Source organism: Halomonas sp. GXIMD04776 (genome assembly GCF_049808615.1).
Taxonomy (GTDB): Bacteria; Pseudomonadota; Gammaproteobacteria; order Pseudomonadales; family Halomonadaceae; genus Modicisalibacter.
Genome location: NZ_JBNCAN010000008.1, coordinates 98,059 through 120,278, shown reverse-complemented (window position 1 = coordinate 120,278; position 22,220 = coordinate 98,059). Strand labels below are relative to the sequence as shown.

General features: G+C 59.4%; 24 protein-coding genes. 20 read left to right on the top strand and 4 right to left on the bottom strand.

Translation table 11 applies throughout. The features are described 5' to 3' along the window. Nucleotides 1-9 precede the first annotated feature (9 nt). Nucleotides 10-1,089, top strand: a complete 1,080-nt coding sequence (gene sppA / locus ACPF7Z_RS07350; RefSeq protein WP_425192620.1) for a signal peptide peptidase SppA — start codon at nucleotides 10-12, stop codon at nucleotides 1,087-1,089. Here the strand turns inward: sppA and ACPF7Z_RS07345 are convergent. Then, nucleotides 1,074-1,691, bottom strand: coding sequence for a Maf family protein (locus ACPF7Z_RS07345; protein WP_425192618.1), 618 nt, complete (start codon nucleotides 1,689-1,691; stop codon nucleotides 1,074-1,076). The genes sppA and ACPF7Z_RS07345 overlap by 16 nt on opposite strands. A gap of 124 nt (nucleotides 1,692-1,815) precedes the next feature. On the opposite strand from ACPF7Z_RS07345, the gene ACPF7Z_RS07340 reads away from it, so the two are divergent. From ACPF7Z_RS07340 to ACPF7Z_RS07265, 16 genes are all read left to right on the top strand, one after another. Continuing rightward, the gene (locus ACPF7Z_RS07340) at nucleotides 1,816-2,343 is read left to right on the top strand and encodes a YceD family protein (protein WP_425192616.1); all 528 of its coding nucleotides are present in this window, start codon (nucleotides 1,816-1,818) and stop codon (nucleotides 2,341-2,343) included. Nucleotides 2,344-2,375: 32 nt separating this feature from the next. After that, nucleotides 2,376-2,546: a 50S ribosomal protein L32 gene (rpmF, locus tag ACPF7Z_RS07335; RefSeq protein ID WP_425192615.1), complete on the top strand. Its 171-nt coding sequence runs from the start codon at nucleotides 2,376-2,378 to the stop codon at nucleotides 2,544-2,546. Between the two features lie 35 nt (nucleotides 2,547-2,581). Continuing rightward, nucleotides 2,582-3,670 carry a phosphate acyltransferase PlsX gene (plsX, locus tag ACPF7Z_RS07330; RefSeq protein ID WP_425192614.1) on the top strand — a complete coding sequence of 363 codons (1,089 nt, stop codon included), beginning with the start codon at nucleotides 2,582-2,584 and terminating at the stop codon, nucleotides 3,668-3,670. Nucleotides 3,671-3,682: 12 nt separating this feature from the next. Next, nucleotides 3,683-4,636: an ACP S-malonyltransferase gene (gene fabD, locus ACPF7Z_RS07325; RefSeq protein ID WP_425192612.1), complete on the top strand. Its 954-nt coding sequence runs from the start codon at nucleotides 3,683-3,685 to the stop codon at nucleotides 4,634-4,636. A 27-nt stretch (nucleotides 4,637-4,663) separates the two neighbouring features. Further along, nucleotides 4,664-5,410 (top strand): 3-oxoacyl-ACP reductase FabG, encoded by a 747-nt coding sequence (fabG, locus tag ACPF7Z_RS07320; protein ID WP_425192610.1) that lies wholly within the window; start codon nucleotides 4,664-4,666, stop codon nucleotides 5,408-5,410. A gap of 98 nt (nucleotides 5,411-5,508) precedes the next feature. Beyond that, nucleotides 5,509-5,742, top strand: coding sequence for an acyl carrier protein (acpP, locus tag ACPF7Z_RS07315; protein WP_425192609.1), 234 nt, complete (start codon nucleotides 5,509-5,511; stop codon nucleotides 5,740-5,742). A 171-nt stretch (nucleotides 5,743-5,913) separates the two neighbouring features. Then, nucleotides 5,914-7,152, top strand: coding sequence for a beta-ketoacyl-ACP synthase II (gene fabF / locus ACPF7Z_RS07310; protein WP_425192607.1), 1,239 nt, complete (start codon nucleotides 5,914-5,916; stop codon nucleotides 7,150-7,152). Between the two features lie 16 nt (nucleotides 7,153-7,168). Beyond that, nucleotides 7,169-7,972, top strand: coding sequence for an aminodeoxychorismate lyase (gene pabC, locus ACPF7Z_RS07305; protein ID WP_425192606.1), 804 nt, complete (start codon nucleotides 7,169-7,171; stop codon nucleotides 7,970-7,972). A gap of 15 nt (nucleotides 7,973-7,987) precedes the next feature. Beyond that, the gene (mltG, locus tag ACPF7Z_RS07300) at nucleotides 7,988-8,989 is read left to right on the top strand and encodes an endolytic transglycosylase MltG (RefSeq protein ID WP_425192605.1); all 1,002 of its coding nucleotides are present in this window, start codon (nucleotides 7,988-7,990) and stop codon (nucleotides 8,987-8,989) included. Nucleotides 8,990-9,001: 12 nt separating this feature from the next. Further along, a complete protein-coding gene (tmk, locus tag ACPF7Z_RS07295; RefSeq protein ID WP_425192604.1) occupies nucleotides 9,002-9,658 on the top strand; it encodes a dTMP kinase in 657 nt (218 codons plus the stop codon). Beyond that, nucleotides 9,652-10,635, top strand: a complete 984-nt coding sequence (locus ACPF7Z_RS07290) for a DNA polymerase III subunit delta' (protein ID WP_425192603.1) — start codon at nucleotides 9,652-9,654, stop codon at nucleotides 10,633-10,635. The genes tmk and ACPF7Z_RS07290 overlap by 7 nt, the downstream gene beginning before the upstream one ends. A gap of 24 nt (nucleotides 10,636-10,659) precedes the next feature. Next, nucleotides 10,660-10,995 carry a PilZ domain-containing protein gene (locus ACPF7Z_RS07285; protein ID WP_425192602.1) on the top strand — a complete coding sequence of 112 codons (336 nt, stop codon included), beginning with the start codon at nucleotides 10,660-10,662 and terminating at the stop codon, nucleotides 10,993-10,995. A gap of 45 nt (nucleotides 10,996-11,040) precedes the next feature. Further along, nucleotides 11,041-11,868: a TatD family hydrolase gene (locus ACPF7Z_RS07280; protein ID WP_425192601.1), complete on the top strand. Its 828-nt coding sequence runs from the start codon at nucleotides 11,041-11,043 to the stop codon at nucleotides 11,866-11,868. A gap of 36 nt (nucleotides 11,869-11,904) precedes the next feature. Further along, nucleotides 11,905-12,504, top strand: a complete 600-nt coding sequence (locus ACPF7Z_RS07275) for a DUF1285 domain-containing protein (RefSeq protein WP_425192600.1) — start codon at nucleotides 11,905-11,907, stop codon at nucleotides 12,502-12,504. After that, the gene (locus ACPF7Z_RS07270; protein WP_425192599.1) at nucleotides 12,501-14,684 is read left to right on the top strand and encodes an ATP-dependent helicase; all 2,184 of its coding nucleotides are present in this window, start codon (nucleotides 12,501-12,503) and stop codon (nucleotides 14,682-14,684) included. Before ACPF7Z_RS07275 ends, ACPF7Z_RS07270 begins: the two co-directional genes overlap by 4 nt. Further along, nucleotides 14,681-15,517, top strand: a complete 837-nt coding sequence (locus ACPF7Z_RS07265) for a sulfurtransferase (protein WP_425192598.1) — start codon at nucleotides 14,681-14,683, stop codon at nucleotides 15,515-15,517. Before ACPF7Z_RS07270 ends, ACPF7Z_RS07265 begins: the two co-directional genes overlap by 4 nt. 176 nt (nucleotides 15,518-15,693) lie before the next feature. Here ACPF7Z_RS07265 and ACPF7Z_RS07260 read toward each other — a convergent pair whose 3' ends face one another. Continuing rightward, nucleotides 15,694-17,346: an electron transfer flavoprotein-ubiquinone oxidoreductase gene (locus tag ACPF7Z_RS07260; RefSeq protein WP_425192649.1), complete on the bottom strand. Its 1,653-nt coding sequence runs from the start codon at nucleotides 17,344-17,346 to the stop codon at nucleotides 15,694-15,696. Nucleotides 17,347-17,678: 332 nt separating this feature from the next. Between ACPF7Z_RS07260 and ACPF7Z_RS07255 the strand changes: the two genes are divergently transcribed. Both ACPF7Z_RS07255 and ACPF7Z_RS07250 read left to right on the top strand, forming a co-directional pair. Beyond that, nucleotides 17,679-18,431: an electron transfer flavoprotein subunit beta/FixA family protein gene (locus tag ACPF7Z_RS07255; protein WP_425192597.1), complete on the top strand. Its 753-nt coding sequence runs from the start codon at nucleotides 17,679-17,681 to the stop codon at nucleotides 18,429-18,431. Next, nucleotides 18,428-19,354 carry an electron transfer flavoprotein subunit alpha/FixB family protein gene (locus tag ACPF7Z_RS07250; RefSeq protein ID WP_425192596.1) on the top strand — a complete coding sequence of 309 codons (927 nt, stop codon included), beginning with the start codon at nucleotides 18,428-18,430 and terminating at the stop codon, nucleotides 19,352-19,354. The genes ACPF7Z_RS07255 and ACPF7Z_RS07250 overlap by 4 nt, the downstream gene beginning before the upstream one ends. A gap of 326 nt (nucleotides 19,355-19,680) precedes the next feature. Here ACPF7Z_RS07250 and xthA read toward each other — a convergent pair whose 3' ends face one another. Then, on the bottom strand, nucleotides 19,681-20,502 hold the full coding sequence (xthA, locus tag ACPF7Z_RS07245; protein WP_425192594.1) for an exodeoxyribonuclease III: 822 nt from the start codon (nucleotides 20,500-20,502) through the stop codon (nucleotides 19,681-19,683). After that, entirely contained in the window at nucleotides 20,502-20,765 is a 264-nt protein-coding gene (locus ACPF7Z_RS07240; RefSeq protein ID WP_425192593.1) for a hypothetical protein, read from the bottom strand. The genes xthA and ACPF7Z_RS07240 overlap by 1 nt, the downstream gene beginning before the upstream one ends. A 179-nt stretch (nucleotides 20,766-20,944) precedes the next feature. Here ACPF7Z_RS07240 and rhlB point away from each other — a divergent pair, with 179 nt between their 5' ends. Then, nucleotides 20,945-22,219, top strand: coding sequence for an ATP-dependent RNA helicase RhlB (rhlB, locus tag ACPF7Z_RS07235; RefSeq protein ID WP_425192592.1), 1,275 nt, complete (start codon nucleotides 20,945-20,947; stop codon nucleotides 22,217-22,219). Nucleotide 22,220: the final 1 nt, after the last annotated feature.

Here is a 22,220-nt window from a genome sequence, read left to right as displayed (position 1 = left end):
GATTGAACCATGAGTGACGACAAGCGCTACGATGAGTGGACCGACGGCCCCGAATTAGACCGCGACGACCCCCGCCGTCGCGCAGCTAGTGAAGAGGCCGAAGTGCAGGCACGAAACGAAGATGCCGATACGCTACGCGAACGCCAGCGCCTGGCGCAATTGGAGATGATGGATCGCTGGATTGGGGGCGTGCTCGTCGAACAGCGTCGTTCCCGGCGCTGGAAGCTATTCTTTCGCTTCTTGTTTGCGGTGCTGATCCTGAGCCTGCTGGCCACCAGCCTTTATAGCCTGTTCTTTGCCGGCATGACGCCGTCGCCGATCGGTCCTCATCTTGGGGTGGTCCGGGTCGAGGGTGTGATCGATGGCGAGAGCGAGGCGAGTGCCGAGCGTATCAACAAGGGTCTGCAGCGCGCCTGGGAGAATGACGAGACCCAGGCCGTGGTGCTGCAGATCAATAGTCCCGGGGGGAGTCCGGTGCAGTCCCAGCGCATATTCGACGAGATTCGTCGTCTACGTCAGACCGGGGACAAACCGATTCTGGCCGTCATCGAGGATATCGGCGCCAGCGGCGCCTATTATGTCGCGGCAGGCGCGGATGATATTTATGCCGCTCCGGCAAGCCTGGTGGGCTCCATTGGTGTCATCTATTCCGGCTTTGGCTTGCAGGGGGCCATCGAGCGCCTGGGTATCGAGCGCCGTGTGTTCACTGCCGGCGAGAACAAGGCGTTTCTCGACCCGTTCAGTGATATCGCCCCGGATCAGCGCCAGTTCTGGCAGCAGGTGCTGGAAACGACTCATCAGCAGTTCATCGACGACGTCAAGACTGGGCGTGGCGAACGTCTGGGCGACGATCCCAAGTTGTTCTCGGGGTTGATATGGACCGGCGAACAGGCCACCGAGCTCGGGCTCATCGATGGTTTGAAGAGTCTCGATCAACTGGCGCGGGAGCGCTTGGGAGAAGCCCGCACCCGCGATTACACGCCGGCGCTGGATCCTTTTGAGCGCCTGTCGCGTCAGTTCGGTCGCGTTGCCGCCGAGTGGCTGGGTGTGCCCCAGACAGCCTCGCCACTTCGCTATGAGCTGCCCTGATCGCGCGATGAATCGATCAATGGATCCAGCCCCGCTTCACGTAGCAGGGCGCAAAGACGAATCAAGGGCAGGCCGATGAGGGTATTGGGGTCATCGCCTTCAAGGCGTTCGAAAAGCGTGATGCCCAGGCCCTCCATGCGAAAGCTGCCCGCACTGTCGAAGGGCTGCTCGCGCTCGACATAACGTTCGATTTCGGTGCTGCTCAAGTCGCGAAACACGACGTCATAGCGTTCATGGCAGACGCGCTGCCAATCCCGTGCGGTATCGATCAGGGCCAGACCGGTGAGAAAACGCACCCTCTGACCCGAGAAGCGCGCCAGCGTGGCCTGGGCGGTAGCTGCGTCGCCAGGCTTGCCCAGGATATCATCCTCGAATACTGCCACCTGATCCGAGCCGATGATCAGGTGGCTAGGATAATCATCTGCCAGACGCAAGGCCTTGCCTAGCGCCAGGCGATGCACCAGTGCAGCAGGCGACTCCTCGGACTTGCGCGTTTCGTCGATGTCGGGGCTGGCCCAGGTAAAGGGAATGCCGAGCCGCTCGAGAAGCTGTCTGCGCCAGCGTGATCCAGAGGCAAGAATCAAACGTGACTGTTTACTCATCCTGTCGCTCCCGGGCGTTCATGGTCGTACTCGACGCAGTTTGCCGTGTCGGCGTGGCACTTGTATAGGCTTATCCCACAGCCGCTTTGACACGCCTGGGGGGAATCCCTATCATTGCGCGCTTATGTCAACCACAAGACTTCCTTTACAGGTCGAACCGTACCGTTTGGCCGCCAGCGGCGAGCATCTCGAAGGCGCAGTGTCTCTCGAGGAGATGGTGCGTTTGCGGGAAGAGGCAGGGGAGCAGCAGGGCGATGCCCAGGTGTGTCTTGAGTTCGCCCAGGATGCCCAAGGACGCCGTCTCATCGAAGGATGGGTGAAGACGACGCTGGACCTAGCCTGTAAGCGCTGCCTTGAGTCCATGCCGGTCGTCATCGATAGTCATTTCCTGTTGGGAATGGTGAGCGATGATGCGATGGCGGCGAACCTGCCGGCCGCCTACGAGCCGGTGGTGGTGGAAAACGAACAGCTCAATCTGCAGTTGATGCTGGAGGATGAATTGATCCTCAGTCTGCCGCAGGTGGTCTATCACGACGAAACGGATTGTGCCGTTTCGCCGGATCAGCTGAGTAGCGGCACCTTGCCCGAGTCGTCGGAGCGGCCCGCTGCTAGCCCCTTCGAGGTGCTTCGTGCCTTGAAGAAAAAACATTGATTCGATACCGATACACTCTGGAGTGATCTCTCATGGCAGTTCAACAGAACCGTAAAACTCGTTCCAAGCGTGGCATGCGCCGTAGTCACGACGCACTCTCTGCGCCCACACTGTCCCAGGATAAGGAAACCGGTACTACTCATCGTCGTCATCATATTGCGTCGGATGGGTTCTATCGCGGCCGCAAGGTCATCGACGTCTAAGCACTATTGCCACGGGCGACGTTTCGGAGTCGAGCGTGAAGATCGCTATCGATGCCATGGGCGGGGACCTCGGTCCCCGCGCTACTGTTCACGGTACGAGCGAGGCTCTGATCGCCCATTCTGAGCTTCAGGTATGTCTGTATGGTCCGCAGGAAGTGCTACGAGATGAATTGTCGCGCTTGCCCAAGTCCCTGCAGGCAGCGAAGGCGCGGTTAAGTATGGTTCATGCGCCGGATATCGTCTCTCAAGACATGAAACTCACTCGTGCTCTGCGCGCACCACGCACCAGCAGCCTGGCGATGATGCTCGATGACGTGGCGTCGGGTCGGGCGGACGCGGGGGTGAGTGCGGGTAACACTGCCGCGCTCATGGCCTTGTCGAGACGCGCGCTGGGCACTGTAGCCGGCATACCGCGCCCGGCGATAAGCACGGCAATACCCACTCGAAACGGTGGGCGCTGTTACATGCTCGACATGGGCGCCAATATCGAGGCATCCGCTTCGAGGCTGGTGGAATTCGCCTTGATGGGCGATGTCATGGCGCGCCGCGTAGATGGCTTGCCGCATCCCCGGGTAGCCCTGCTTAATGTCGGGGTAGAGGCAACCAAGGGAACGGCCAGTGTTCGTGCTGCCGATACGATGCTCAGAGAGTTGCCCGGCATCCACTACGTGGGGTTCGTCGAGGGCGATGGCTTGTTCAGTGGTGAGGCGGATGTAGTGGTCTGTGATGGTTTCGTCGGCAATATCGTGCTCAAGGCAAGCGAAGGCTTGGCGCACATGCTGATTGGGCGGATGCAGGCTACTTTCCATGCCCATTGGGGGAGTCGCCTGGTGGGCTTGCTGGCACGACCGGCACTGCAGCGTCTGCGTCGCCAGCTCGATCCGGTACGCTACAATGGTGCTAGTTTGCTGGGATTGTCGGGCATCGTCGTCAAGAGTCATGGGCGTGCCAGCGCGTTGGGTTTTACGTATGCCATATTCCGGGCAATGCAGGAGGTGCGTATCAATCTGCCGATGCATCTTGAGCGAGAACTGGGCCAGCGGGCTACTCTAGCGAAAGAGACGGACGTTTCCTGCTGTCTTGACGGCGTATCGCGTTCGAGAACCGATGATTCTAATCCCTGAAAGGTGAATGTCATGACCCAATCCCTGGCCTTGGTGTTTCCGGGACAGGGCTCCCAGCATGTAGGCATGCTGCGAGAGCTGGCGGAACGTTATAGTGTGGTGCGCACGACCTTCGAAGAGGCTGCGGACGCACTTGGCTATAATCTCTGGCAGGTGGTGCAGGAGGGGCCCGAGGAGGCGCTCAACGCCACTGCCTGCACCCAGCCCGCACTTCTCACCTCGAGCATTGCCATCTGGCGTGTCTGGCAAGAGTTGGAAGGCCCGCGGCCGGTTGCCATGGCGGGTCACAGTCTGGGCGAATACAGTGCGCTGGTATGTGCCGGTGCGATGAGCTTTGCCGAGGGGGTGCGTCTAGTCAAGCTGCGTGGTGACGCCATGCAAGCGGCAGTACCGGCGGGTGAGGGCGCCATGGCGGCCATCCTCGGACTCGATGATGCGGCAGTGGAACTTGCTTGTCGCGATGCCGCTCAGGGTGAGGTGGTTGCCCCGGTCAACTACAATGCACCGGGACAGATCGTCATCGCCGGGGGCAAGGCTGCCGTCGAGCGTGCCATCACGTCCTGTCAGGAAGCTGGAGCCAAACGCGCCATCCCGTTGCCAGTATCGGTTCCCTCGCATTGTGCATTGATGGAACCCGCGGCGGAACGCCTGGCCGCAGCGATGGAGACTATTGAAATCAAGCCGCCGCGCTATAAAGTATTCCAGAATGTCGATGCCAGCGCTCCCAAGGACGTCGAGACACTGCGAACTCGCCTCGTCGAGCAGCTCTATCGTCCAGTGCGCTGGACAGAATGTGTCGAGGCCATGCAGGGACAGGGTGCGCAGACCTTCATCGAATGTGGTCCAGGCAAGGTGCTCACGGGACTCAACAAGCGTATTGCGCGAAACGCCAAGGGGTTGTCCGCCAACGACCCCGACAGTCTTGCTGCGGCGCTCGAACTGGCCCACGGCAATATCGATCAATAATACCAACGACTCACTTCGGGAAACGCCATGACGACAAGCGAACCCAGAATTGCACTGATTACCGGTGCCAGCCGCGGTATTGGCCGCGCCATCGCTCACGAACTCGGTCGCCAGGGGCATGTGGTAATCGGTACCGCGACCAGCGAACAGGGCGCCAGCCACATCGATGCCGATCTCAAGGATCGGGGCATCGAGGGGGCAGGCCAGATGCTCGATGTCACCGATCAAGCCAGTGTCGATGCGTTGATTGCGGCGATCAGTGAGCGTTTCGGCGCACCTACTCTGTTGGTCAACAATGCTGGCATCACTCGTGACAATCTATTGATGCGCATGAAAGAAGATGAATGGGACGCGGTGCTCGATACCAATCTCAAGTCCGTTTATCGTGTCACCAAGGCTTGTATTCGCGGCATGACTAAAGCACGCTTCGGGCGTATCGTCAGTATCAGCTCGGTCGTTGCGTCAATGGGAAATCTTGGCCAGTCCAACTACGCGGCCGCCAAGGCCGGCATGGAAGGTTTCACTCGGGCACTGGCTCGTGAGGTGGCGTCCCGCAACATTACCGTCAATGCGGTGGCGCCGGGGTTCATTGCAACGGACATGACCGAAAAACTGCCGCAGGATCAGCAAGCGTCATTATTGGGTCAGATACCGCTGGCTCGACTAGGTAAACCTGAGGAAATCGCAGCCGCTGTGGGTTTTCTGACCAGTGACGCAGCGGGCTACATCACCGGAGAGACGTTGCAAGTCAACGGTGGCATGAATATGCGTTAGGCTGTCGGATAGCGCCTCGGTTGCGTCGATCAGAGGCCGTCTATAAACTACCCGGCAGTTTTTGCCGGCGGATATGTACCATTAGGAGTAGCAACGTAATGAGCACCATCGAAGAACGTGTAAAGAAAGTCGTGGCAGAGCGCCTGAACGTCAAGGAAGATGATATCCAGAACACGTCTTCCTTTACCGAAGACCTCGGTGCCGATTCCCTGGATACTGTCGAACTGGTGATGGCGCTTGAAGAGGAATTCGACACCGAAATCCCCGACGAGGAAGCCGAGAAGATCACGACCGTGCAGGAAGCGATCGATTACGTCGTTTCTCATCAATAAGATGGCGTAAATGCATTACCAGTCGCTTGTATTTGCGAAAGCCGTTCTGGAAACAGAGCGGCTTTTGTTTTGGATGGCATTGACCCACAGCCGCTTCGCTTCGGGTATAATGCGCGCCACAGCGATGTGACATGCACGTGCGCACGATTTTGGACGTCTGGAGGAAAGCTGATGCCTCGTAGAAGGGTCGTGGTGACCGGACTGGGTCTGGTGACACCGGTCGGAAACACCGTCAAGGAAAGCTGGGACAGCATTCTGTCAGGCAGAAGCGGTATCGCCCCCCTCGAGCATTTCGATACCAGTGGCTTCAATACGCGCTTCGGTGGATCAGTCAAGGATTTCGATATCAGTCCTTATCTGAATCCCAAGGATGCACGCAAGATGGACTTGTTCATTCAATACGGCATTGCCGCCGGCGGTCAGGCGATCGCCGACGCGGGCCTCGAATGCAATGAACACAACGCCCATCGTATTGGAGTGGCTATCGGGTCTGGCATCGGTGGTTTGCCGATGATCGAGCATAATCACAATGCCCTGCACAAGGGCGGTGCACGGCGTATCTCACCCTTCTTCGTGCCTGGTTCGATCATCAACATGATCGCCGGCAATCTGGCGATTCAACACGGCTTCCGTGGTCCCAATATTGCCATTACCACGGCGTGCACTACCGGCACCCATAATATTGGTTACGGCGCACGCACCATCGCCTATGGCGATGCGGATGTGATGATTTGCGGTGGCTCCGAGATGGCGACGACGCCCCTGGGGCTGGGGGGCTTTTCCGCGGCTCGGGCGCTGTCCACACGCAACGATGACCCGGAAGCGGCGAGCCGCCCCTGGGACCGGGACCGGGATGGCTTCGTGCTCTCCGATGGCGCGGGTGTGTTGGTCCTTGAGGAGTACGAGCACGCCAAAGAGCGGGGGGCTCCCATCTATGCCGAAATCAAGGGATTCGGCATGAGCGATGACGCTCACCACATGACCGCACCTCCCGAGGATGGTCGTGGTGCAGCGATGGCGATGCGAAACGCCATTCGCGATGCCGAGATCGATCCTTCGCAAATCGGCTATATCAATGCCCACGGTACCTCCACTCAGACCGGCGATCTGGCAGAAAGCTACGCCATCCAGGAGGTCATGGGCTCGGCGGCCGACTCAGTGGCGGTCAGTTCGACCAAGTCGATGATCGGTCATCTGCTGGGGGCGGCCGGCGCTGTCGAAGCCATTTTCAGTATCCTGGCATTGCGCGATCAGGTTGCGCCACCGACCATCAACCTGGACAACCCGCAGGAAGGCTGCGTACTCGATTACGTACCGCATACCGCGCGACAGATGACCCTCGAGTATGCCCTGTCCAACTCTTTCGGGTTTGGCGGTACCAATGGGTCGTTGATCTTCGGTCGTCTCTGATTCATGAATGATGAACATGGGTGATGAAACAGTCCCAATCGATGATCGCGGTTTCGCCTATGGGGACGGTCTGTTCGAGACCGTCCTGATCCGGGACGGCGAACCACTATTGTGGCCTGAGCATCTCGAGCGCCTGGCTCGGGGCTGTGAACGTCTGGGCATCCCCATGCCCACCCGTGAGACTCTCGATGCGCTACCGGCCAGGGCCGAGCCGGGACTATGGCTACTGAAGATCATTCTCACTCGCGGTAGCGGTGGGCGAGGGTATTGCCCTCCCGCGTCACCCGAGCCGCGGCTGTATTGGCAGCTGTCATCCTTTGCCCCGCAAGGTGAGCGTTGGCAAGAGGGGGTTCGGGTGCGGTTATGCGAGCTGCGACTCGGGCTACAGCCACACCTGGCCGGACTCAAACATCTCAATCGCCTGGAAAACGTGCTCGCCCGTCAGGAATGGTGTGACGAAGGCATTGTCGAGGGGCTGCTGTGTGATAGTGACGGCGCTCTGGTGGAAGGCACCTGCATGAACCTGTTCTGGTTGCGCGACGGACGCCTCGAGACACCGTGTCTTGATCGCTGCGGAGTGGCCGGCACGTTGCGTGCGGCGCTGCTCGCGAGCCAATCGATCGAAGAAGTGTCTTCTCCCGTCGAGACCTTGTATGCCGTCGATGCACTATGGCTCGGCAACTCGGTCCAGGGTCTGTGGCCGGTAACACAGCTTGAAGACTCGACCGGCACCATCATCATGCAATGGACGTTGAGTGACGCCCATCGCACTTTGCAATCGGCGGCCCACGGGCTGTTGGGTTATCCGCGTACAGCTTAAGAAGAAGGTTTTATCATGCGCGTGCTTAAGGTGTTGCTGGTCATCGTCGTGGTAGGGGCAGCGTTGGCCTTCGCAGGCTTCACCTATTGGCAATCGCGCTTGGCCGCACCCATTACCATTGATGAATCCACCCTCTATGAAGTACCGCGAGGCGCGAGCTTTAACCGCGTGGTCAGCGATCTCGCGGAACACGATATTCTTGCCGAGGATTGGTCGCTGCGCTTGCTGGCCAAGCTGTCACCGGATAGCGTGCCTCAGCTGCGGGCCGGTGAATTCATGCTCGAGCCTGGTATGAGCGCCCAGGAAGCCATCGCTCTGCTGGGCAGCGATAAGGTCGTGACCTATCCGCTGACGATCCCCGAAGGATGGACGTTCGATCAGATGCGTGAGCTATTAGCCTCCGCGCCCAAACTGACCCAGCGCACCGAACAGATGAGCGACGCCGAGGTCATGGCTGAGCTGGGGCACCCGGATCAGCATCCGGAAGGGCGTTTCTTTCCGGATACCTATCGGTATCACAAGGGCAGTAGCGATCTCGACATATTGCGCCAGGCCTACGAGCGCATGGTGTCGGAGTTGGATGCGGCTTGGAAGGCGCGTCGCGAGGATCTGCCGTTGGACTCGCCCTACGAGGCGTTGATCATGGCCTCATTGATCGAACGCGAGACCGGCGCCGACGGTGAGCGTCGCGAGATAGGTGGGGTATTCAAGCGTCGTCTGCAAAAGGGCATGCGCCTGCAGACTGATCCCACCGTGATCTACGGTTTGGGAGAGGATTACGATGGCAATATCACGCGGGCGGATCTACGACGTTCCACGCCCTACAACACCTATGTGATTGCGGGTTTACCTCCGACGCCGATTGCCATGCCTGGTCGTGCTGCCCTGGAAGCTGCGGTCGATCCCGCTGAAGGTGATACCCTCTACTTCGTCGCGAAGGGCGATGGCACCCATCACTTTTCGCGTAGCCTGAAAGAGCACAATGCGGCGGTACGTCGCTATATCCTCAACCGATGAGTTCGACACGCCATGCAGGATGACAGACATGCGCCAAGCCATGGACGCTTCATCACCCTCGAGGGAGGAGAGGGCGTCGGAAAGAGCACCAACCTTGGTCTAGTCTGCGAGGTTCTGGAAAAGCGGGGGCTCGAGGTTGTACGTACCCGTGAACCGGGTGGCACGGCGCGTAGCGAAGCCATTCGACGGCTTCTGCTGGATCCGGTCGAGCAGGAACCTCTGGGTGTCGATGCTGAACTGTTGCTGATCTTCGCCGCCCGGGCCCAGCATCTCGAGCAACTCATTCGGCCGGCCCTGGCACGCGGTGCCTGGGTCGTGTGTGATCGTTTCACCGACGCCACCTTTGCCTATCAAGGGGGCGGGCGCGGTATTGATAGTGCTCGTATCGCCACGCTCGAAACGCTGGTTCAGCGCGGCCTTCAACCGGATTTGACGTTGCTGCTGGACATGCCGGTCAGCGCCGCGCAGCAACGCGTCAACACGCGGGGCAATGAACGCGATCGCTTCGAACAGGAGCGGGCGGACTTCTTTACCGCCGTTCGCGAGGCCTATCTCAAGCGCGCAGAGGCCGATCCAGAACGTTTTGTGATCATCGATGCGGCCCAGCCGCTGCAAGACGTTCAGCAATATATCAAGAATGCCCTGCAGTCCTGGTGGGCGTCATGCTGATGCAGCCCCTGCCTTGGCAGCAACGGCTATGGAAACGCCTGACGGCTCTGCAGGACACGGGGCGTCTACCGCACGCTCTGCTGCTTTCCGGTCCTCACGGGGTAGGCAAGCAGGAACTGGCTGAAGCCTTGCTGGCACGTACGCTGTGTCGAACCTCAAGCGATACGGCCTGTGGTGAATGTCATGGTTGCCACATGCTGAAGGCGGGGTACCATCCAAATCTGCTGCGAGTCTCTCCTGCGGAGAAGAGCCGTCAGATACGCATCGATCCGATTCGTGAGGTCAATCACTTCGTCGCCCAGACCGCGCAGCAGGGCGGCTATCGTGTCATCGTTCTGCAGCCGGCGGAGGCCATGAACGTTGCCGCTGCCAATGCGCTGCTCAAGAGTCTTGAAGAGCCCGGCGAGAGCACGCTGTTCATTCTGCTGGCGGATGTACCCTCGCGTATGCTGGCGACCATCCGTTCCCGGTGTCAGCACTGGGCGCTGGGGGTGCCAGAGGAGTCGGCATGTCTGCCTTGGTTGCAAGAAGCGTTGGGAGAGGGCGATGACGCTGAATTCTGGCTAAGGGTTTCGGGCGGATTGCCGTTACTTGCTAAAGAGCTGGCCAGTACCGAGTCCCGCGGGTTGCGCCAGGAGTTGCAGGAGCTGTTCGATGCGCTGATCCGTGGTGGCGAGCCGGTCGCCGAGGCGGCGCGTCTGGAGCGTCAGGCCGTCGATCGCATCCTGTGGTACGGTATCACCTGGCTCGAGGACCTGATTCGTCTTGGCTTGTCGGGAGACATCGAGCGCGTACGCAATCTCGATCTTCTGCCGCTTTATCGGCAAGCCGTCAAGAATGCACGGGTTCGAGACTGGTTTCGCTTGCTCGACTACGCGCAAGAGCAGCGCCGTTTGCTGGTAGCGGGAGGCAATCCCAACCCCCAGTTGGTGCTCGAAGCCTGGCTGGTCCGATGGTCGGCGCTCCTGCGCTCCTGAAACACTGTCGCTAAGAGGCTGAAGATGGCTGGAAAAAAGGCGCTGTCCTTGACTATCAAGGATACGCAGACGTTACTTTCGGCGTATATGCCGATGCTTGAGCGAGGCGGACTCTTCGTTCCCACCAAGGAGCGTTATACGCTTGGTCAAGAGATCTTTCTGCTGCTGACCCTGCCTGGAGAGAGCGAGCGGCTTCCCGTAACGGGCCATGTGGTGTGGATGTCTCCGCCTGGCGTGGGGGGACGCCGCATACCGGGTGTGGGTATTCATTTCGGCAACGACGATCAGGCGGTGCGGGATCGCATCGAGAGCCTGTTGGCCGGGAAGCTGAACAGTGACTCTCCCACCTACACCCTATAAGTCACTGAGTATAGCGCTTTCATTTCACCGACTGAGTGTTTGTCAATGTTCGTCGATTCCCATTGTCATCTCGATCGCCTTGATCTCGCGGCGTATTCGGGAGATCTCGATGCGGCCCTGGACCTTGCTCGAGCTAGGGACGTGAGTCAGTTTCTGGCTATCGCCGTTACTCTCGAGGACGTTGAAGAGCTGGCCAACATCGCGCGACGCCACGACGATGTCGTCATTTCCGCCGGCGTGCATCCTCTGCACAGCGTCGATTCCGAGCCGGATGTCGACACGATCAAGGCCTGCGCCGAGCGCTTCGATGTAGTGGCCATCGGCGAAACGGGGCTCGATTATCACTACGATGCTGTTAGCCGCGAGGTACAGTTCGAGCGTTTCAAACGGCATCTGCAAGCCGCCACCGAGCTCGAGCTGCCAGTGATCGTGCATACGCGAGACGCCAAGGAAGAGACTCTCGAACTGATCCGCGAGCATGCCGACCCGGCCATTGGTGGGGTATTGCATTGCTTCACCGAGGATCTCGATATGGCACGTCAGGCCGTGGCCCATGGCTTTTTCATATCGCTGTCGGGAATCGTGACGTTTCGCAATGCGCAGGCGATTCGCGAGCTGGCCCGAATGATTCCGCTGGATCGTTTGTTGATCGAGACCGATAGCCCCTACCTGGCGCCGGTGCCGCACCGCGGTAAACCCAATGAGCCACAATGGGTAGTGGAGGTGGCCGACTGTATCGCCCGGGAGCGCGGCATCAGCCTCGACGAAGTGGCGATGCAGACCACGGTCAATTTCTATCGCCTGTTCCGTGCCGCCGCGCCCCAAGCATCCCAGGAGATGCGGCAAGTGCTAGTAGACGCTAATCTGGTGTAAAGCCCATTCGTAACCGTCTGCCAGGAAGGAATCATCATGGCACTGGAACCGCTACTCTCGCAGATCGAATCCGACGGCAAGATACCCCCGGTTGACCAATGGAATCCTGAGCGATGCGGCAGCATGGATTTGGTAATACGCGCCGATGGCACTTGGGTCCATGAGGGAGCGGTAATCACTCGACCGCGCCTCGTGAGGTTATTGTCGACGGTGCTGTGCCAGGAGGCGGATGGAGAATACTATCTGGTCACCCCGGTGGAGAAGATGCGCATCCGTGTCGAGGATCGCCCCTTCCTGATCGTCGATGCCGAATGCGAGGGAGAGGCAAATCAAGAGTGGAATGAAGAGGGAGATGCGAGGCTCTGGCGCCTGACCACCAATGTCGGTGATCGGCTAGTCTTGGGCAGCGAGCATCGATTGACCATCAGCGAGACCCCGGAAGGTGAGCCAGTGCCGGAGGTGGGCGTGCGTTTCGGCCTCAGCGCCCGATTGAATCGTAATGTCTATTATCGTCTGATTGAACTTGCCGAGCATCGCCCCGGACAGGATCAGGCCGAGCTGGGCCGTACCGAGCTGGGGATTGTCAGCCAAGGTGTCTGGCAATCCCTAGGCTCCGTTGACACGGAATCGTTGTGAAGCTGACCGCTGAACAGCAGGCGGTGGTTGCCCATGGTGCAGGACATGCCCGGGTGGCTGCCGTGGCTGGAGCCGGCAAGACCACCACCATGGTAGCCCGAGTGCTTCACCTGCTGGCGCAGGGCGTTCCGGCGCGGCGTATCATGGTGTTGATGTTCAATCGTGCCGCCCGAGAAGATTTCACGGCCAAGCTCGCAGCGCTGGCGCCTTCAGGGCAGGCGCTGCCTGAAGTGCGCACCTTTCATTCCATCGGTTACCGTCTGACTCAGAGTCTTACGCGCTGGGGCTATCTTGCTCCTCGAGAATTATTAGCGGATTGGCAGCGAGAACGTCTCTTGCGTCAGGCGGTCATGCGGGCCTTGGAAAGCAGTAACGATGGCTCCCGGGAGACAGCCCTGGAGCCCGATCGGCTCGAGACCCTCAGTCAGTTCTGCGAGCTGGTCAAGGCGGAGATGATCGCGCCGGCCGCGTTCTATGAGCGTCTCGATCTAGGTCCGGACACCGGCCACTTCGTCGAGGCCTTCGACCAGTTGGAATCGCTGCTCGAACAGCATGGAAAAGCGACCTACGCGGATCTTCTTTACCGTCCGCTGCGGTGTCTCGAGCGCGATGCCGGCGCACGTGCCCGAGTCCAAGGCTTTCTCGATCATGTCATCGTCGACGAGTACCAGGATATCAACGAGGCTCAGCAGCGGCTGCTTTCCTTGCTGGCCAGTAGTAAAGCCGAGGTGATGGTGGTGGGGGATGCCAATCAATGTATCTACGAATGGCGAGGGGCGCGTCCGGATTACATGCTCGAGCGCTTTGCCAACAGCTTTGGCAGCGCCACGGATTACCCGCTATCGACGACCTTTCGCCATGGTCATGCACTGGCACTGACCGCCAACCATGCCATTCACGCCAATCGTCGTCGTCCTGATCAGCTGTGTGTGCCGGCGCCGGGCAATCCCTGCACGACAATCGATACCGGACAGGGGTGCGGCCGGCTGATCGAGGAGCTGACTCGCTGGCAAGAGCAAGGACGCGCGCTCAATCAAGCCTGCGTTCTGGTAAGAAGCTGGACATTGTCCGTGCCAGTACAGCTTCAACTGCTGCGCGCCGGCATTCCCTTTCGTCTTTCCAGAGAGGATCGCTTTGTCTTTCGGTTACCGCTGGTTCAAGCGCTGGCGGGATATCTGCGCTTGGCCCGGGAGCCAGGGTTGCTGCAGGACCCGGAGCACCTGTTACTGCTTCTGTCGCAACCCACCCCCTTCGTGGCTCGTGAACGGCTACAGGCACTGGCACAGTACCTGGCCGCACATCGGCGCTGGCCAGAGCGTCATGATTTCTTGCTGACAGGGCTCAAGCCCATGCAGCGGCGCAACCTCAAACGCCGCTGGGAGCTGCTTTGTGAGCTACCCAGTCTGGCACGTCTGCCTCCGGCACGGTTGCTTGAATTGATCGTCGAACGCCTGGATGCGGAAAAGGTGCTCAAGCGGGCAGCAGCGCGACGCGAAAAGGGCGAAGAGGACGTGAGGTTGCTCGATGTGCTGATCGAACAGGCAGAAGAGCTCGTTCAAGCACCGGAAAACTTCAGCAATCTGCCTCATCGCGCTGAAGAGAACTCTTCAGAGGGTGTTTTCATTACGACGGTACACAGCGCCAAGGGGCTCGAGTGGCCGCTGGTGGCATTGTGGGGTGTGAACGAAGAAGATTTTCCTCACTACAGCCGGGACAACCCCTTGAGCGACGAGCGGCTCGAAGAAGAGCGCCGATTGTTCTATGTCGCCATCACTCGGGCCAGGGAGCGCCTCTTGATGCTTCATGACGGGGGCGAACATCGCCCCAGCCGTTTTCTTGCCGAGAGTGCCTGGCAGGATGGCAATCACATTGCCGAGGCGCTGCGTGAGGGCAGGACGACCGCTTTGGAGGTCGTATCACCAGCTCTAGTCGAGCGCTACCTCGCGGCGCTTGAAATTTCTTTGCCTCTGACACCCGCGACTCGCCGAGCAGGGAACGACGATGTTTATACGCCCGGTCAGCATGTGATGCACGACGTCTTCGGTGCCGGCGAAATTCTACTCGTGGAAGGTAACCCAGCCAATCCTGTCATCGAAGTGCGCTTCGTGAATGCCGGTCGGCGTCGGCTGATCGCTCGACGTGCACCTCTCAAGCGTCTGCAAGGAGAACCATTAGTATGAGTAGCCCTTTACCTCAGGCATTGATCGACACTGCGACGCTGCAGGGCGCCTTGGCCTGCGGCCGGGCACTGTGCATACTGGATTGTCGAGCGCGGCTCGACGATACCGGGGCCGGGCGCCGCCTTTGGGCAGCCGGGCATATCCCCGGTAGCCAACATATCGACCTGGATGGCGACCTGGCATCCAGTCCTGGCGAAATGGGACGCCACCCTTTGCCGAACGCATCCGATTTTACCGCCACCCTGCAACGCCTGGGTATTACCTCGACGACACCGGTTGTCGTCTACGATGACATGAGCGGCCAGATGGCGGCGGCTCGTGCCTGGTGGATGCTGCATTGCTGGGCCGGTCATCCGGATGTGCGCATGCTCGATGGGGGGCTGGCAGCCTGGCATCGGCAGGGGGGTGAGATGACACAGAGTGTCGGTGACATTTCAACCAGCGACTGGCAGCCGATCTTCGACGAGGATCAACTGGCATCCGCCGATATGCTGCTATCCACCCCTGATACCCTGATCGATGCTCGCGCTCGGGAGCGGTTTCGCGGTGAGGTCGAACCCATCGATCCGGTGGCTGGGCATATTCCCGGTGCCCTTTGTCGACCCTGCTCGACCAATCTCACGGAAGAAGGCTATTTCAAGAGCGCGGCCGACCTCGATGCCGAACTGCCTCGCGAGGATGGGGTGATCAGCTACTGTGGTTCGGGAGTCACCGCCTGCCACAACATTCTCGCCTACGCCATCGCGGGTCGTGCCTTGCCGCGTCTCTATGCCGGCTCCTGGAGCCACTGGATACGCAATCCGGAGCGGCCCGTGGCCACCGGCGATGTTTGAAACTGACGAATCTTTAGGTAGGTTCAAATTGACTTGAAAAACGCTGATTCGTGTCGCGAGCGATGAGAGGCTGGTCGCCGCCGGAACGCAGGAACCGCAGTGTAGCTTGCTACATGAGGATTCTGAGTACCGCCGGCGGCCAGGATATCGAGCGCAGCAACGAATCAGGGGTTTCCCTACATGTTGGGATAGTTAGGACCCCCACCCCCTTCTGGCGCCACCCAGGTAATGTTCTGAGCCGGGTCCTTGATGTCGCAGGTCTTGCAGTGGATGCAGTTCTGGAAGTTGATCTGGAATCTTGGTTTGCCGGCGTCGTCCTCGACCACCTCATAAACCCCCACCGGACAGTAGCGCTGCGCGGGTTCATCGTAGGTCGGCAGATTGTCACGAATCGGGATGTCCGGATCGCTCAGGCGCAGGTGACAGGGCTGATCCTCGTCGTGATTGGTGTTGGACAGGAAGACCGAGGAGGGCTTGTCGAAGGAGAGTTTGCCGTCCGGCTTGGGGTAGTCGATCTTCTCGGCCTGATCCGCCGGGATGAGCTTGGCGTGATCCGGGGTCGTGTCGTGAAGCGAAGGTAGCTTGCCCTTGAAAAGCTGATCGACGAAATTATAGGCGCCGCCCCCGACAGTGCCGTACTTGTGAATTGCCGGACCGAAATTGGCGGTCTGCTTGAGTTCCTGATAGGCCCAGCTCTGTTCCCATTTCGTGGTGAATGCGGTCAGTTCCTCGCCCCCCGTATCGGCTTCATCCGACTGGTCCAGCGCTTCGAACACCGTCTCCGCGGCCAACAGGCCGGACTTCATCGCCGTGTGCAGGCCCTTGATCTTGGCAAAGTTCAGGGTGCCCGCATCGCAGCCGATCAACAGGCCGCCGGGAAAGGTCATCTTCGGCAGGCAGTTGAGCCCGCCCTTGGTGATCGCCCGGGCGCCGTAGGCCACCCGCTTGCCGCCTTCCAGGTATTGCTTGAGCAGCGGATGATGCTTGAGACGCTGGAACTCATCGAAAGGCGATAGGTAGGGATTGGCATAACTCAGATCGATGATCAGGCCGACCATTACCTGCTGGTTCTCGCCATGATAGAGAAAGAAGCCGCCGTGAGCGTTCTTGTCCAGGGGCCAGCCCGAACCGTGCAGCACCAGCCCCGGCTCATGAATCTCGGCGGGCACGTCCCAAAGCTCTTTCAGGCCGATGCCGTAATGCTGCGGATCCTTCCCGTCATCGAGCTTGAAGCGCTCGATGAGACGCTTGCCGATATGGCCCCGCGAGCCTTCGGCAAACAGGGTGTACTTGGCACGCAGTTCCATGCCCGGCATGTAACCGCTTTTTTCGGTTCCATCGGCGGCCACGCCCATGTCGCCGGTGACGATGCCGCGCACGATGCCTTCGTCGTCGATCAGTGCTTCCTGAGCGGCGAAGCCCGGGAATATTTCCACCCCCAGGGCTTCCGCCTGTTCGCCCAACCAGCGGCACAGGTTGGCGGCGCTGATCACGTAATTTGGGGTATCGCCGCCGACGTTGTGCATGGTCTTGGGCACCAGGGCATTAGGCAGCTTCTGGGTCGAGTCGGCATTCTTGAGCAGATGAACCTCGTCCCGGGTCGCCGGGACGGTCAAGGGAGCGTCTCGTTCCGCCCAGTCGGGGAAGAGTTCAGCGAGCGCGCGGGGTTCGAACACCGCGCCGGAGAGGATGTGGGCGCCGACCTCGGAGCCTTTTTCGACCACGCACACACTCAGTTCGCGTTCGGCCTCATTGGCCTGCTGCATCAGTCGGCAGGCGGCGGACAGCCCCGCAGGCCCCGCGCCGACGATGACCACATCGAAGTCCATTGATTCACGTTCCACGTCACATCTCCTTCATCGATGGCGCCTCATTGAGAAGCTTTTTATTCTCTTATGCCATTGTGCGTCATATAAAAAGTGTTCGGTACCTACTATATTCAAAACAAACGTTTTTATCATTGCACGCGGTTATCACATTCGTTTATCGAAGAAGAGACAAATAATTACACCAGAGCGCAAATGCCATCCTGGGAGTTGATATGATGCCAAAGGCTTTATTGGGATGCTCGTAAAGCTATGGCACACTTGGAGCCGATAAGAGTCATTGCAAGCTCGCATCCCGTATGCCGGCAGGATCCCTACAATCTAGCGAGGACGCCATGAAAGTACTCGTCGCGGTCAAACGCGTCATCGATTACAACGTCAAGATTCGCGTCAAGGCGGATCGTTCCGACGTCGATCTCACCAACGTCAAGATGGCCATGAACCCGTTCTGCGAGATCGCCGTGGAAGAAGCGGTGCGACTCAAGGAAAAAGGCGTGGCCACGGAAGTGGTCGCCGTGACCGTCGGCCCCAAGTCTGCCCAGGAGCAGCTCAGGACCGCCCTGGCCCTGGGCGCCGATCGCGCCATTCATATCGAAACCGACGAGCGGGTCGACTCCTTGGCGGTGGCCAAGCTTCTCAAGCAGGTCATCGATGAAGAGCAGCCTCAGTTGACCATCCTCGGCAAGCAGGCCATCGATACCGACAACAACCAGACCGGCCAGATGCTCGCTGCCTTGACCGGCCTGAGTCAGGGGACCTTCGCCTCCAAGCTCGAGGTGCAGGATGACAAGCTGGCGGTCACCCGCGAGATCGACGGCGGTCTGCAGCGTCTCGAACTCACCCTGCCTGCCATCGTCACTACCGACCTGCGCCTGAACGAGCCGCGCTACGCCAAGCTGCCGGATATCATGAAGGCCAAGAAGAAGCCGCTGGAGACCAAGAGCCCGGAAGATCTCGGCGTTGATATCGCTTCCAAGGTCAGCCTGCTCCAGGTCGAGACCCCGGCGGAACGCAAGGGTGGCATCAAGGTAGGCTCCGTGGACGAGCTGGTCGACAAACTCAAGAACGAAGCAAAGGTGATCTCATGAGTATTCTGATTCTCGCCGATCATCACGACGGCCATCTGGATGACGCGACCGCCAGCGTCGTTGCCGCGGCCAAACAGATTGGAGGCGACATCGATTTGCTGGTCGCGGGGGAAGGCGTCGACAGCATCGCCGAAGCGGCGGCCAAGCTCGAGGGTGTGACTCGGGTGCGGGTGGCGGACAACGCCGTCTACGCGCATCAACTGGCCGAACCCCTGGCGGATCTGCTGGTCGCCCTGGCCGACGATTACTCTCATGTACTGACCAGCGCCTCGACCACCGGCAAGAACGTGATGCCGCGCCTCGCTGCCTTGAAGGATGTCGCCCAGCTCTCTGAGGTGATGGCGGTGGAAAGCGAAGATACCTTCAAGCGGCCGATCTATGCTGGAAACGCCATTGCCACGGTGCAAAGTGCCGACGCACTCAAGGTGATGACCATCCGTACCACCGCCTTCGATGCGGTTGGAGAAGGAAATGATGCCTCCATCGAAGCCGTGGACACAGTGGTGGACAACCCCCTGTCGAGTTTCGTCGATGAAGAGCTGGCCAAGAGCGAACGCCCGGAACTGGGTGGCGCCAAGGTCGTGGTCTCCGGGGGGCGCGGCATGGGCAGCGGCGAGAACTTCAAGCTGCTCGACGGCATCGCCGATAAGCTCGGCGCGGCGATCGGCGCCTCCCGAGCCGCGGTGGATGCCGGTTTCGTGCCCAATGACATGCAGGTGGGGCAGACCGGCAAGATCGTTGCCCCGGAGCTGTACATCGCCGTCGGTATCAGTGGCGCGATTCAGCACCTGGCGGGGATGAAGGACTCCAAGGTGATTGTCGCCATCAACAAGGATGAAGACGCGCCGATCTTCCAGGTCGCGGATTATGGATTGGTGGGCGATTTGTTCGAGATCTTGCCGGAGTTAGAAAGCAAACTGTAGGAAGATCGTTATCTTCCAGGTCGCACTCTCCAGAGTTACTGGCTTGGTCGGTGATCTGTTCGAGATCTTGCCGGAGTTAGAAAGCAAACTGTAGGAAGATCGTTATCTTCCAGGTCGCACTCTCCAGAGTTACTGGCTTGGTCGGTGATCTGTTCGAGATCTTGCCGGAGTTGGAACAAAAGTTGTGACCTGAAAAATGTCGTTAAAAGCCGGTGCCTGCAGAGGTGCCGGTTTTTTTGTGTCCTTGTAGGAGCTCGCTTCAGCGAGCGATGGAGTATCCCTCCATCGCCCGATGAATCGGGCTCCTACTAAAACCAGTGGACCTGCTATCGAGGAAAAGTAAGATCGGCCCACACCGGCGCATGATCGGAAGGTTTCTGCATGGCGCGCAGATCATAGTCGATACCGGCGCCGCTGACCTTGTCGGCCAGGGGCGGGCTGACCAGGATGTAGTCGATGCGCAGGCCGCGCTTGGGGTCGCGTTCAAAGGCCTTGGAACGATAATCGAACCAGCTGAAGTAATCGGTGCTATCAGGATGACAGAGGCGATAGCAGTCCTGCATGCCCCAGTCCTTGATGCGCCCCAGCCATTCGCGCTCGATGGGCTGAAAGCTGGTCTTTCCTTCGCGAAGCCAGCGCTTGCGGTTGGGCTCCCCGATACCGATATCGATATCCTCCGGCGAGATGTTGAAGTCGCCCATGATCGCTATGCGTTCTGTGAGGGAATGGTCTTCTTCGAGGAGCCGCGCAAGCTGCTTGTAGAAACGCTCCTTGTAAGGAAACTTGGTGGGGTGGTCGATATTCTCGCCTTGGGGAAAATAACCGTTCCAGACGGTCAGGGGTTCGCCATCGGCACAGGCCAGGCGCACACCGATCATGCGCTTCTGGGCGTCTCCGGTGTCATCCGGGAAGCCGTAAAAAACCGCCTGGGGTTCCTGGCGACAGAGCAGTGCGACACCGTAATGGCCTTTCTGACCATGAAAGTAGACGTGGTAGCCCAGTTCGGAAACCGCCTCGAGAGGAAATTCGTCATCGTGAACCTTGGTTTCCTGCAAGCCAATAACATCCGGCGCGTGGGCCTCGATCAACGCCTCGAGCTGGTGCAGCCGGGCGCGAAGGCCGTTGATATTGAATGAGACCAGACGCATCATGACTCCTTGCTGGTGTCGTCTTTCTGACATGGTTTTTCGGCCAGACCAGTCGGATGAAGTTCAAGCGTGGGAGCGCTGCGTTCACGCTCGAGTTTGCGAGCTGCCTGAGCCTTGCGTTGCTGACGTTTCTTCTCGACATAGCGCCGAGAAGGCGCCACTTCATCGGGATTGTCGCGGCGCCATTTGCGATAATCCTTGCGCTTGCCGGTGCGGAGGCTCACCTTGTCGGCCAGTGAGCGGGTCTTTTTTCTGCGCGTCATGATCGCTGTCCTGAATTCAGTGCGTTCGATTCTACCAGCCCTTCAAGAACCTGCCGACCGTCATCATGCTTCGAATGCCGTCTTGATATCGACAGGCGCGCCCAAGTCGCCAATGGCTGTTACAATGCCCGCATGTTTTGCTCGATATCCATTCAACAACGGAACATTACCCCACGCCTATGAGTGAGTTGGAAAAGACCTCTACACCGGCCCAGAACCGCCGCCCCAAGCGTCGTCGTCGCAAGCCGCGCAAGTCCCAATCCAGTTGGGATCTGCGTCACTTCCAGGTGCCCCCCACGGCGGGTAAATGGCGCTTCCACGACTTCGATCTGCCTTTACCGTTGATGCATGCCATTCATGCCCTGGGCTTTGAATATTGCACGCCAATCCAAGCCGAGGCCTTGGCCCAGACACTGCTTGGCGGCGATGTGGTCGGCAAGGCCCAGACCGGTACCGGCAAGACCGCTGCCTTTTTGATCTCGATGCTGACCTACTTTCTCGAAGAGGAGGCGCCCAATGGCCAGAAAGCGGGGGCCCCGCGCGCCTTGATCATCGCGCCGACCCGGGAGCTGGCACTGCAGATCGAGAAAGACGCCAAAGCGCTGGCTCGGTTTACCTCGCTGAATGTCGCCAGTGTCGTGGGTGGCATGGATTATCAGAAGCAGCGCGATAATCTCGGCAAGCAGGTAGACATCCTGGTCGCCACTCCCGGACGGCTGCTCGATTTCCATCAAAAGCGTGACGTCGATCTGAGTGAAGTGGAAGTATTGGTACTGGACGAGGCGGATCGCATGCTGTCGATGGGGTTCATTCCCGATGTCAAGCGCATCATTCGTCACACGCCAAAAACCGAGGAGCGGCAGACCTTCCTGTTCTCCGCGACCTTCACCCAGGACATTCTCAACCTGGCCAGCCAATGGACTCACAATCCCGCCCATGTCGAGATCGAGGTGACCGTCGAGAACGCCGCGGATATCGACCAGCGCGTCTACCTGGTCAGTGACGATGACAAGCAGCGTCTGCTGGTCAATCTGCTCAAGCAGGAAAGCTTCGATCGCGTCATGGTCTTTGGCAACCGTCGGGATCTCGTGCGCAAGCTCGATACGGTGCTGCGCAAGGCAGGCGTCGATGTCGCCATGCTGTCCGGCGACGTGCCCCAGAATCAACGCATCAAGACGCTGGAGCGTTTCCGTGAGGGGGAACTGACGGTGCTGGTGGCCACAGATGTGGCCGGCCGCGGTATCCACATCGACGACGTCAGTCATGTGATCAACTATACGTTGCCGGAAGATCCGGAGGACTATGTGCACCGCATCGGCCGTACTGGTCGGGCCGGTGCCAAGGGCGTGTCGATCAGCTTCGTCGGCGAGGAAGATGCCTTCTCCCTGCCCGAAATCGAAAGCTATATCAACGACAAGCTGCCCTGCGAGCATCCGCCGGAAGGAATGCTCTGAC

Bases quoted from the DNA above. Each gene is read 5' to 3' on its own strand.
- ACPF7Z_RS07345 (WP_425192618.1), bottom strand. From the start codon at position 1,691: ATGAGTAAACAGTCACGTTTGATTCTTGCCTCTGGATCACGCTGGCGC.
- tmk (WP_425192604.1), top strand. From the start codon at position 9,002: ATGCAGGATGACAGACATGCGCCAAGCCATGGACGCTTCATCACCCTC.
- ACPF7Z_RS07275 (WP_425192600.1), top strand. From the start codon at position 11,905: ATGGCACTGGAACCGCTACTCTCGCAGATCGAATCCGACGGCAAGATA.
- sppA (WP_425192620.1), top strand. From the start codon at position 10: ATGAGTGACGACAAGCGCTACGATGAGTGGACCGACGGCCCCGAATTA.
- xthA (WP_425192594.1), bottom strand. From the start codon at position 20,502: ATGCGTCTGGTCTCATTCAATATCAACGGCCTTCGCGCCCGGCTGCAC.
- acpP (WP_425192609.1), top strand. From the start codon at position 5,509: ATGAGCACCATCGAAGAACGTGTAAAGAAAGTCGTGGCAGAGCGCCTG.
- ACPF7Z_RS07255 (WP_425192597.1), top strand. From the start codon at position 17,679: ATGAAAGTACTCGTCGCGGTCAAACGCGTCATCGATTACAACGTCAAG.
- ACPF7Z_RS07240 (WP_425192593.1), bottom strand. From the start codon at position 20,765: ATGACGCGCAGAAAAAAGACCCGCTCACTGGCCGACAAGGTGAGCCTC.
- ACPF7Z_RS07285 (WP_425192602.1), top strand. From the start codon at position 10,660: ATGGCTGGAAAAAAGGCGCTGTCCTTGACTATCAAGGATACGCAGACG.
- ACPF7Z_RS07290 (WP_425192603.1), top strand. From the start codon at position 9,652: ATGCTGATGCAGCCCCTGCCTTGGCAGCAACGGCTATGGAAACGCCTG.
- ACPF7Z_RS07250 (WP_425192596.1), top strand. From the start codon at position 18,428: ATGAGTATTCTGATTCTCGCCGATCATCACGACGGCCATCTGGATGAC.
- ACPF7Z_RS07260 (WP_425192649.1), bottom strand. From the start codon at position 17,346: ATGGACTTCGATGTGGTCATCGTCGGCGCGGGGCCTGCGGGGCTGTCC.
- rhlB (WP_425192592.1), top strand. From the start codon at position 20,945: ATGAGTGAGTTGGAAAAGACCTCTACACCGGCCCAGAACCGCCGCCCC.
- ACPF7Z_RS07265 (WP_425192598.1), top strand. From the start codon at position 14,681: ATGAGTAGCCCTTTACCTCAGGCATTGATCGACACTGCGACGCTGCAG.
- mltG (WP_425192605.1), top strand. From the start codon at position 7,988: ATGCGCGTGCTTAAGGTGTTGCTGGTCATCGTCGTGGTAGGGGCAGCG.
- pabC (WP_425192606.1), top strand. From the start codon at position 7,169: ATGGGTGATGAAACAGTCCCAATCGATGATCGCGGTTTCGCCTATGGG.
- fabD (WP_425192612.1), top strand. From the start codon at position 3,683: ATGACCCAATCCCTGGCCTTGGTGTTTCCGGGACAGGGCTCCCAGCAT.
- rpmF (WP_425192615.1), top strand. From the start codon at position 2,376: ATGGCAGTTCAACAGAACCGTAAAACTCGTTCCAAGCGTGGCATGCGC.
- ACPF7Z_RS07280 (WP_425192601.1), top strand. From the start codon at position 11,041: ATGTTCGTCGATTCCCATTGTCATCTCGATCGCCTTGATCTCGCGGCG.
- fabG (WP_425192610.1), top strand. From the start codon at position 4,664: ATGACGACAAGCGAACCCAGAATTGCACTGATTACCGGTGCCAGCCGC.
- fabF (WP_425192607.1), top strand. From the start codon at position 5,914: ATGCCTCGTAGAAGGGTCGTGGTGACCGGACTGGGTCTGGTGACACCG.
- ACPF7Z_RS07340 (WP_425192616.1), top strand. From the start codon at position 1,816: ATGTCAACCACAAGACTTCCTTTACAGGTCGAACCGTACCGTTTGGCC.